This window comes from Rhodothermales bacterium (assembly GCA_034439735.1).
Taxonomy (GTDB): domain Bacteria; phylum Bacteroidota; class Rhodothermia; order Rhodothermales; family JAHQVL01; genus JAWKNW01.
The window spans coordinates 1-9,064 of record JAWXAX010000054.1 but is presented as its reverse complement, the minus strand read 5'-3'; the positions used below and the strand labels follow the sequence as shown (position 1 = coordinate 9,064).

Genomic DNA, 9,064 nt, shown 5'->3' with positions numbered 1-9,064 from the left:
GCACGGGTGGCGCCGCGATACGCGCCGAGGTCTCGGACATAATGAGCAATCGTTCGTCGATCGCGTCAATCTCCAGTGCTTTTTGCATCATCGAACCGCTGGCCAGGAATCGCTTGACGCCGGCGACGATCGCCTTACGCGTGTGCTCGGCGTCGGCAGCGGAAATGGTGCCGTGCAGGGCCATCTCGGTCACTTTGTCGAGCACAGGCAACGAGTGGGTCAGGAGTGAAATACGTTCTTGAAGCGTACGCTCCCGGTAAAACACGATGCGTTCCCAGATCGACTGGATCAACTCCTTGAGGGCCCCGACGACATTGACGCTCCCCTCGAATACAAACACTTTGTCGCTGCCCGAGTCGCATGATACCACGCACAGATCCTCGTAGGAGGCGTTCTGGAGACGCGCGCACGCCTCATAAAGCGCGGCGATACTCTCCAGGGCATCCGCGATGCGGCGCGGGGTGGAGGGCATGCCCTCAGCCTGTTCAAACAGCACAAGAGACAGGGTGGCCCGGTTGGGCTCGGAAGTGCGGGCGAGCTGGCTTTCGGATAACATGTTGGCCACGGCCGAAAGGGTGGCTAACACTCCCGTGATGTTATGCAGCGGATTGTCTGCATCGAGTTCCCCTTTCTTGGACATCACGATCCAGGGATCCGGCTCGCGAAGCAAGGCGAATCCCAGTTCTTGCTCCAGAAAGAGCGCGCCCTCGCTAAATTTTTCAGCCAGGATGTTGTATTGCTTGAAGGACTTCAGGTAATCCTGGAGCGAGCGTTCGCCGGTGTGATCGAGCAGTTCGGCGATGCCGGCTTGTTCGACGGCCTGCGCGATTTGCCCTGCCGCTGCGATGATTTGTTGTCTGGTCATAGAAGGAGGCCCTGATTCGGGTGCCAGAAGGATAAATTCGGGGTCGACGCAAGGAAAACGCGATGGAAAGTCGACGTGCGTCGCCGGCGATGAAACACATCAAACGATAATCAACCCGTTATGCAAGAATCCCACCAAACTGGCGCCGGCATGTATGGGTTAAACGTACCTCGAAATTCGAGACATGGGGCATAGAAATGCTACCATGAGGCATCAGCTTTTGACGCATATGCCCCCCGCAAGACGCTACAGGTACTACCGCCTTTAGCTACTCCACCCTCATACCGTCGCGTTCCGTGTCCGGAATCTGGCGTCAGGGCTGGGTCGCGCGGAGATGGGCGACGATCTCGTCGAGCCTGGACCAATCCGCATGGGTGAGGTCGTAGGTCGTATGACCTATAATGGCACGCGCACCGTTTTCGTTGATGCGTAGATCGAGGGCGCGCTCCCAGGCGAGGCGAGGGGTGCTCTGGGCGGATTTCCAGGCGGAGACCATGGCCACTCTGCCTTCCTGGAAGCGGATTTCCACGATACGCTTGTTGAGTTGAAACCAGGTCCAAGACATAGAGCCGGCGAGCGCCACGCCGGTCCCCCAGAGGGCGAGTTCAAGTACGGGACGGCCCAGCAACATGGTCATCAGGCAGGCCAGGAGGACGGGCGCCATACACACCATCAGGGGCTGAAACAGCTCCAGGCTGAGCAGATCTGCCGGGGAGTTTCGCTCCGGATACCGAACGCTTTGGTACCGAAAGGGTAGGGGGGGTGGGGAAGAGAGCACGGGCGATACGGCTAAAGCACGTTCGTGTTCGGCTTCCAGGGCTCGACCAGGTGGGTTAGTTCGGTAAGGAACGTGCCGCGTGTTTCTTCGCGGGGCAGCGCCAACAGATTACAGACCATGCGGATGAGGATGGTCTGGCCGCTGGCCGCTTTAAAGTACCGCGGTTTGGGCGTGAGGCCGGCCTTGAGAAGGAACTGAACGCACTGTTCTTTTTGAATCGGATTGCCACCGTTGAATATATCGAAAAAAACTTCGTGGCGTTCGTCCTCATATTTCACCAGGAAATGCGCCGGCATATTGACGCCGAATACCGGTAGCCCCAGCCGCCGGCCCAGGAGGAGGAAAAGCGTGCACAGGCTCACGGGTATCCCGCGCCTGCTTTCGATCACACAATTCAGATAACTATTTTTGGGGTCGCTGTAGCGCTCGTGATTACCCTCATAACCGAGCTCATTGCACAAGTACGTGCTCAGAACAAATGCGCGGCCGACGCCCTTGGCCGCCTCGACGCGTGTACGAATCGCCTCGGCCATCCCATCCAGCCGGCCGATCAGCGCCGCAAGATCGAGGTCGGGGTATCGGTGCTGCGCCAGCAGCAGCGCGCCGGCTTCAACATCGGGTGCGCTGGAGTCCATCAATTGACGCCAGCGCCGCGCGATGTCGGTAAAGTGTAACTCATGGAGCAGCACGCCAAGCTGTGATCGCAAGGCACCCTCCGCCACGCATTGCGCCCTCCGGAGGTCTGGAAATGCGCCACGGCCCAGTTCGCGCAGCCGATCCTGTACAGCGAGCTGTACCTGACGATCGGGATCGTCGAGCAACGAAATCAGGGCGTTTAACTCATCCGAGGAGGAACTGCGTACTTCCATATCCACGCGTAAGGCATAGGATGCCACTGGACGCCAGGGCACAAAAAAGGTCGGCCCCTATAGTACGCATGCAGGCCGATGAGCCGTTGCGCCATCGGGCCGACTTCCCCCCTCGTTTTGGCGCAAATGGACTACACGATACCGCGCCTGATGGATTACTCCCTGCCGAGAAAAGGATATCCAAAATGATGGGGTGGGACGAACGTCTCCTTGATGGTCCGGGTGGACACCCAGCGCAGCAGGTTCTGATAGGCGCCGGCTTTGTCGTTAGTGCCGCTGCCGCGGGCGCCCCCAAACGGCTGCTGACCCACGACGGCGCCTGTCGGCTTGTCGTTGATGTAGAAGTTGCCGGCGGCGTCGGACAGTGCGTCAAGCGCCTGGCGGATCACTGCGCGGTCGCGTGCGAAGATAGCCCCGGTCAGGGCATAGGGTGATGTTCGATCCACCAGTTCCAGCGTCGCGTCGAAATCGGCGTCGTCGAAGACGTAGAGGGTGACGACAGGGCCGAAAAGCTCCTCGCACATCGTCGTGTACGAGGGATCTGTCGTACGGAGGATGGTGGGTTCGATGAAATACCCCTCGCGGTCGTCGTACCCTCCGCCATGGAGTACCTCGACGACCCCCGAGGCTTTCGCCGCGTCGATCGAGGATGTAATGCGCGCGAAGGAGGGCGCATCGATGACGGCGTTCACGAAGTGCGAGAAATGCTCCACCGGCCCCATCGTGATCTCCTGCATCTGGGCGGCAAGCGCAGTTTCTACGGCCGGCCAGATCGATGCAGCGACATACACCCTTGAGGCGGCGGAGCATTTCTGGCCCTGGTATTCAAATCCGCCGCGTACGATCGCCGTCGCCACGGCCTCCGGCTGGGCGGAGCCATGCGCCACAATAAAATCTTTGCCCCCCGTTTCGCCTACGATGCGCGGGTAGGTGCGGTACCGGCCAATGTTCTCTCCGATCGTACGCCACATGTGTTGGAACGTGCGGGTCGAGCCGGTGAAATGGAGCCCGGCGAAATGCTCGGAGGCGAAGACAGGATCGCCCACATCGGGCCCGTCGCCCGGGAGCATGTTGATGACACCCGGAGGCAAGCCGGCTTCTTCGAGCAACAGGTAGAGGTAATAGGCCGAGTACGCGGCGGTAGTACTGGGTTTCCAGATCACCGTATTGCCCATCAGGGCGGGTGCCGTGGGCAGATTGCCTTGGATGGCGGTAAAGTTGAACGGGGTGACGGCGAATACAAAGCCCTCCAGGGGGCGGTACTGCAGACGATTCCAGACGCCGGCCGGCGAGATCGGCTGGTCGTTGTAGATCTGCTCCATGAAGTGGACATTGAACCGCAGGAAGTCGATCAGTTCACAGGCGGCGTCTATTTCAGCTTGATGGGCGTTTTTGCTTTGCCCGAGCATCGTAGCGGCGTTTAACGTATTGCGCCACGGGCCGGCGAGCAGCTCCGCGGCCCTGAGGAAGATCGCGGCGCGGTCGGTCCAGTGCATGTTCATCCACCCTTCCCGCGCGGCGAGGCTGGCCTCGATGGCGTCGTAGACCTCGCCAGCGCCGCAGAGGTGCACGTGTCCGAGGGTGTGGCGATGGTCGTGAGGTGGGGCGATGCGGGCGGTGCGGCCGGTGGTGACGCGCCGGCCGTTGATGAAGGCCGGGATGTCGACAGTCCGCGCCCGCATGGAGGCGAGCGTCTGCTGTAGCGACGCCCGTTCGGCGCTGCCGGGGGCGTAGGACAGGACGGGTTCGTTGATCGGTGGCGGCGTGTGGCTGGAGGAGTTATTCATGAGTAGCCGTTATTGCAATAGGGGGGTGGCTGTCGGGCATTTAACCGTGAGAAACGGACACGGTTCAGCAGACGGGCTGGTGTTTGGGCGTGGGGCGATCGGGGGAGGAGGGATCCTCCCACGCTGGCGTCCGTTTGTGTGCCACCGCAGGCACACCACCGCGTGCCAGTCTGTAGGCCTCCGTCGCAATCCCATGCTTCCACCTCGCTTCGAGCGTTATATCGCCACGCGTTATCTGCTCCAATCGCAGGGCCGGCCGGAGGGCCGGCGTTTCGTGCGTTTTATCACCTACATGGCGATCGGGGGCGTAGCGATCGGGGTCTGTGCCTTGCTGCTGGCGCTGGCCATCGTGCGAGGGTTCAGCGAGGAAATCACCTCCAAGATCATCGGCTTTGGCGCCCACGTACAGGCCGTTAGCTTCCTGGAAGAGCCCTTCGTGGACACGCTTGGCATGACGGAGCAGATCGCGGCCTTGCCGGAAGTCGTGGACGTTCAGGCCGTGGTCGAGGAATTTGCTCTGTTACGGCGATCAGAGCGAGAAATCGATGGGGTGCTGATCCGAGGGGTCGAACACATGCCGGCGTATTTCGCCGACCATCTCACGGCGGGTGAGGCCACGCTTACGCCCGCGGCCGGCGAGGCGCCGGGCATGGTGATCGGATCCCAGCTGGCGCGCCTGCTCGGGCTGCGTGTCGGCGACCGTGTGGTGGCTTACTCGATGCGGTCCTCTCAGGCCGGCGCCGCGTCGCCGGGGCCGCTGCGCCCCAGAGCCCGACAATTCAGGGTCGCCGGCATCTATGAAACATCTTTCGCCCATTTCGATGAGCTGTACGTGTTCGCCGGGATCGACACGGCGCGCGATCTCTTCAGCTACGGCCCCACCGAATCTACTCGCATCGACGTCATGTTGACCGATCCGCAGGAGGCGGATTCCGCCGCGGCGCGGATCGATGCGGCGCTGGGGTATCCGGTACACGCGCGCACAGTCTTTGAATCCTTCCGCCAGTATTTTGCCTGGGTGCGCCTGCAGGAGAGTATCATCCCCCTGGTTATTGGCGTCATCGTGCTCGTGGGTGCGTTCAACATCGTTGGAACGCTGCTCACGATCATGCTCGAAAAAACCCCCGAGATCGGGGTATTGGGTAGCATGGGGGCCTCGCGAGCGACGCTGCGCCGGCTATTTTTGTACCTGGGCGTGCTGATGGGGGGCGTCGGTGTGGCGATAGGCGAAGTTCTGGCGCTCGTACTGGCGCTCCTCCAGGAACGCTACCATCTCATTCCATTGCCTGAAGAGGCCTATTACATGCAGGCCGCGCCGATTGCCCTGAATGGGTTGGATTTTCTACTCGTCGGTGTGCTGGCGCTCTGCCTGTGTGCCGTTGCCGCCTACATACCCGCGAGTGTTTCCGCCCGCATCGAACCCATTCGCGCCATCCGTTTTCGCTGATGTGTTTACTGAAACGATGAGCGGTGTAACGTCAGATATTTCCAGTAGATGTTCACGTAATCCGGAAGAAGAATGGCCATTGCAGTTGGGCAAAATGCCCCCGAAATCGCGCTGTATGACGATAAAAAAGAACTTTTTACGTTGTCTTCGCTGCTCGGCAAGAAAAACGTGGTGCTCCTGTTTTACCCGGGCGCTTTCACCAGTGTCTGCACGACAGAACTTAATACGGTGAATAACGACCTCGCGGCGTATGGGAGCGAAACCCAGATGGTCGGCATCTCGACCGACTCGCCGTTTGTACAGGCGGAGTTCAAAAAGGTGAACGGATTCACATTTCCATTGCTCAGTGATCACAATGCCGAGGCGGCCGACGCGTACCATGCGAAATACAAGGGAGACTTCACGCCGATGAAGCTGGACCGGATCGCGCGTCGTGCGGCGTTTGTGATCGGCAAGGATGGGAAGGTGCAGTACGCGGAGGTGCTGGAGAGCGCCGGCGACATGCCGAATCTTGACGCCCTAAAGGCTGTCGCCAGCCGCTAAAGTGATGAGCCACAGCCCTGACATGCCTCCCCTACGTCTGCGCCTTCAGCTGTTTAGCGTGTTGCGGGAACGGTTGGGTCGCGAAGTCCTGGACGTGGAAGTGCCGGCCGGTTCCGCCGGCGGCGACCTCCTCGATATACTGGCGCGGACGTATCCCGATATTGCCGCCTATCGGTCGACAATTCGCCTTGCCATCAACGAGGCGTACGAGCGGGAGACGTATCGCCTCTCCCCCGGCGACGACGTGGCCCTGATCACCCCGGTAAGTGGAGGATGATGGAACGGCTCGAGCAGAAAAATGACGCTGTCTGGCTCTGCATCCAGGAGCATCCCCTCGATGTAGCCGCGATTGCCGCCTACCTGCCGACGCCGCTGGTAGGCGGAATCGACCTGTTTATCGGTACCACCCGGCAGTGGACGGGGTCGCGCGAGACGGTGACCCTCTCCTATGAGTGTTACCCGGGGATGGCGCTAAAAGAAATGGCGCGTATTGCCCGGGCGGCGCAAGACCGCTGGAAGTTGGAACGGGTGGCCCTTCATCACCGACTGGGGCCGGTGCCAGCCGGCGAAGCCAGCGTCATCCTCGCCGCGGGGTCTGCGCATCGCGCTGACGCCTTCGAGGCCTGCCGGTTCTTGATAGACACCCTGAAAAAAGACGTCCCCATCTGGAAAAAGGAGCACTTCGCCGACGGGACGGAGGAGTGGGTGCAGGGGGGAGGGTGAGCGCCGGGTTTAGTCGGTAGCGTTTAAAAGGGCGCCCGCGACGGCGCGTTCAATCCGGCCGGCGGGGTCGGGGTCGGTGTTCGGCTCGAAGGGAAGCCCCGTGACTTTTTCGTAGAGTTCGATATACCGCGCCGCGATTTCGCAGCGGAACGTGTCGGGCAGGTCTGGCAGCCGTTGCCCCTCTTTACCCTGGAAGCCCTGCGCCATCAGCCATTCACGCACGAATTCCTTCGACAGCTGGCGCTGGGGCTGGTCGGCCGCCAGGAGAGCGTCGTAGGTGTCCGCATAGAAATAGCGGGAAGAATCCGGGGTGTGGACTTCATCGATCAGCAGGAGATCACCGGTGGGGGTGCGGCCGAATTCGTACTTGGTATCCACCAGAATGAGGCCCTGTTTCTTCGCCAGTTCGGTGCCCCGCTGGAACAGGGCGAGCGCCGCCTGGCCGAGGGTATCGAGCGTCGCCTGATCCAGCAGGCCGCGCTCCAGGATCTCGTGCTGGCTGATGTCTTCGTCGTGTCCTTCGTCGGCCTTTGTGGCCGGCGTGAGGATGGGCGCGGGGAGGCGGCTGTTTTGCCGGAGACCCTCTGGCAGCGGCTCGCCGCACAGGGTTCGAAGCCCATCGGCATAGGTACGCCAGGCGTGGCCGGCGAGGTAACCGCGCACGACGAACTCGATCGGGATAGGGGTACAGGCGTGCGCCAGCGTCACATTGGGGTCCGGTACCGCGATGACGTGGTTGGCGATGATGTCCTTCGTTCGCTCGAAGAAAAAGGCCGCGAGCCGGTTCAGTACCTGGCCTTTAAACGGGATGGTCTGGCGAAGAATGTGGTCGAACGCCGAAATTCGATCGGTGGTGACGAGCACGAGGTACGAGCCGGCTCGGTAGGTGTCGCGCACCTTGCCCTGGTACCGAGCGCCGGCAATCGGCAAATGGGTTTCACGTATCGTGGCATCGAGTTGGCGCTCGATGGCGGCGTATGGCAACATAAAAGCAGTGGTTTCGATCGACGGCCAGTGAGGTGCCGAAGATACGGGCACGCTGCGGTTTATTTGGTACGATCGAATGTTGAAGATTCACGCACGCGCAGCTCGGGCACCGTCAGCACATCCACCCGTTGCTCGGTATTTCGGTTGAGCAGGCGGAAGATCATACGGTCGGTCGCCTGATGGCCCACCTGTTGCATTTTCTGATCCACGCTCGACAACCCGATGTAGAGGCTGGTTTTAATGTCGTTGTAGCCGATGAGCGCCACGTCTTGAGGCACCCGGAGGCCGGCCTTTCGCAGGGCGTACCAGGCGCCGATAGCGAGCGTATCACCTATCGCATACACGGCCGTAACGCGTTCGGATAGCCTCAGGAAGGCCTGCATGGCTTCGTTGCCACTTTCCTCGCTGATGCCGGCGTGTTTCTCCGTCAGGCCGCTCTGCATCCAGTTTGGATCGATTTCGATGCCGGCGCGCTTCATGGCAATCTGGTAGCCCTCGATCCGGCGCTGCTGAACGACATCGTCTTCGATGGGCGAGGTGATGATGCCGATACGCCGGTGTCCCTGCTGTATGAAGTGGTTGACGGCCGAACGGGCGCCGCCCTCATCGTCCCAATAATAGGAATCGAATTCCGGGCGTTTATTGCCGATGAGGACCACTGGCGCGCTCAAGGTCAGCAGTTCATCCGCCAGTTCGTCGTCTACGTGCATCGCAAGCAACAGGCCGTCCACGGAGCCTTTGCTGAGGAAATCCAACAACTTCTCTTTAGGATTCCGGGAGCCGAGATCGAACAACAAGAGATCGTACTCCAATTCCTTGATACGGCTGCGGACCCCTTTCAGTAGTTCGGTATGAAACGGCGTCGTGAAAGACGGCATCGCTATGACGAGTGACTCCGTTTGTTTCTGGGCAAGGGTCTTCGCCGTGCGATCCGGTCGGAACCGTAATTCTTCGATCGCCTGGAGCACGCGCGCGCGCGTCAGGTCCGATACATCCGAGGAGTTATTCAGTACGCGGGAGACGGTCGAAATGGCCACGCCGGCCCGCTCCGCCACATTGTAGATG

10 protein-coding genes are annotated in these 9,064 nt (G+C 60.7%); 4 read left to right on the top strand and 6 right to left on the bottom strand.

Features of this window, described 5'->3' with window-relative positions; translation table 11 throughout:
* From SH809_03735 to pruA, 4 genes are all read right to left on the bottom strand, one after another.
* The coding region (locus SH809_03735; GenBank protein ID MDZ4698798.1) for a hypothetical protein at nucleotides 1-865 on the bottom strand (865 nt) is incomplete at its 3' end.
* 313 nt (nucleotides 866-1,178) lie between these two features.
* Nucleotides 1,179-1,643, bottom strand: a complete 465-nt coding sequence (locus tag SH809_03730; protein ID MDZ4698797.1) for a hypothetical protein — start codon at nucleotides 1,641-1,643, stop codon at nucleotides 1,179-1,181.
* An 11-nt stretch (nucleotides 1,644-1,654) separates the two neighbouring features.
* Nucleotides 1,655-2,512 carry a transglutaminase-like domain-containing protein gene (locus SH809_03725; protein MDZ4698796.1) on the bottom strand — a complete coding sequence of 286 codons (858 nt, stop codon included), beginning with the start codon at nucleotides 2,510-2,512 and terminating at the stop codon, nucleotides 1,655-1,657.
* A gap of 155 nt (nucleotides 2,513-2,667) precedes the next feature.
* Nucleotides 2,668-4,299, bottom strand: coding sequence for an L-glutamate gamma-semialdehyde dehydrogenase (gene pruA / locus SH809_03720; protein MDZ4698795.1), 1,632 nt, complete (start codon nucleotides 4,297-4,299; stop codon nucleotides 2,668-2,670).
* Nucleotides 4,300-4,492: 193 nt separating this feature from the next.
* Here pruA and SH809_03715 point away from each other — a divergent pair, with 193 nt between their 5' ends.
* The 4 genes from SH809_03715 (at nucleotide 4,493) to SH809_03700 (ending at nucleotide 7,012) form a co-directional block, all read left to right on the top strand.
* Nucleotides 4,493-5,746, top strand: coding sequence for an ABC transporter permease (locus SH809_03715; GenBank protein MDZ4698794.1), 1,254 nt, complete (start codon nucleotides 4,493-4,495; stop codon nucleotides 5,744-5,746).
* 72 nt (nucleotides 5,747-5,818) lie between these two features.
* Nucleotides 5,819-6,289, top strand: coding sequence for a redoxin domain-containing protein (locus SH809_03710; GenBank protein MDZ4698793.1), 471 nt, complete (start codon nucleotides 5,819-5,821; stop codon nucleotides 6,287-6,289).
* A gap of 22 nt (nucleotides 6,290-6,311) precedes the next feature.
* Complete coding sequence (locus SH809_03705) at nucleotides 6,312-6,566, top strand: MoaD/ThiS family protein (GenBank protein ID MDZ4698792.1); 255 nt, start codon at nucleotides 6,312-6,314, stop codon at nucleotides 6,564-6,566.
* Complete coding sequence (locus SH809_03700) at nucleotides 6,563-7,012, top strand: molybdenum cofactor biosynthesis protein MoaE (protein MDZ4698791.1); 450 nt, start codon at nucleotides 6,563-6,565, stop codon at nucleotides 7,010-7,012. The genes SH809_03705 and SH809_03700 overlap by 4 nt, the downstream gene beginning before the upstream one ends.
* 9 nt (nucleotides 7,013-7,021) lie before the next feature.
* Here SH809_03700 and SH809_03695 read toward each other — a convergent pair whose 3' ends face one another.
* A complete protein-coding gene (locus SH809_03695; GenBank protein ID MDZ4698790.1) occupies nucleotides 7,022-7,999 on the bottom strand; it encodes a phosphoribosylaminoimidazolesuccinocarboxamide synthase in 978 nt (325 codons plus the stop codon).
* A gap of 59 nt (nucleotides 8,000-8,058) precedes the next feature.
* Nucleotides 8,059-9,064 (bottom strand): LacI family DNA-binding transcriptional regulator (locus SH809_03690; protein ID MDZ4698789.1); only part of this gene is annotated, 1,006 nt, incomplete at its 5' end.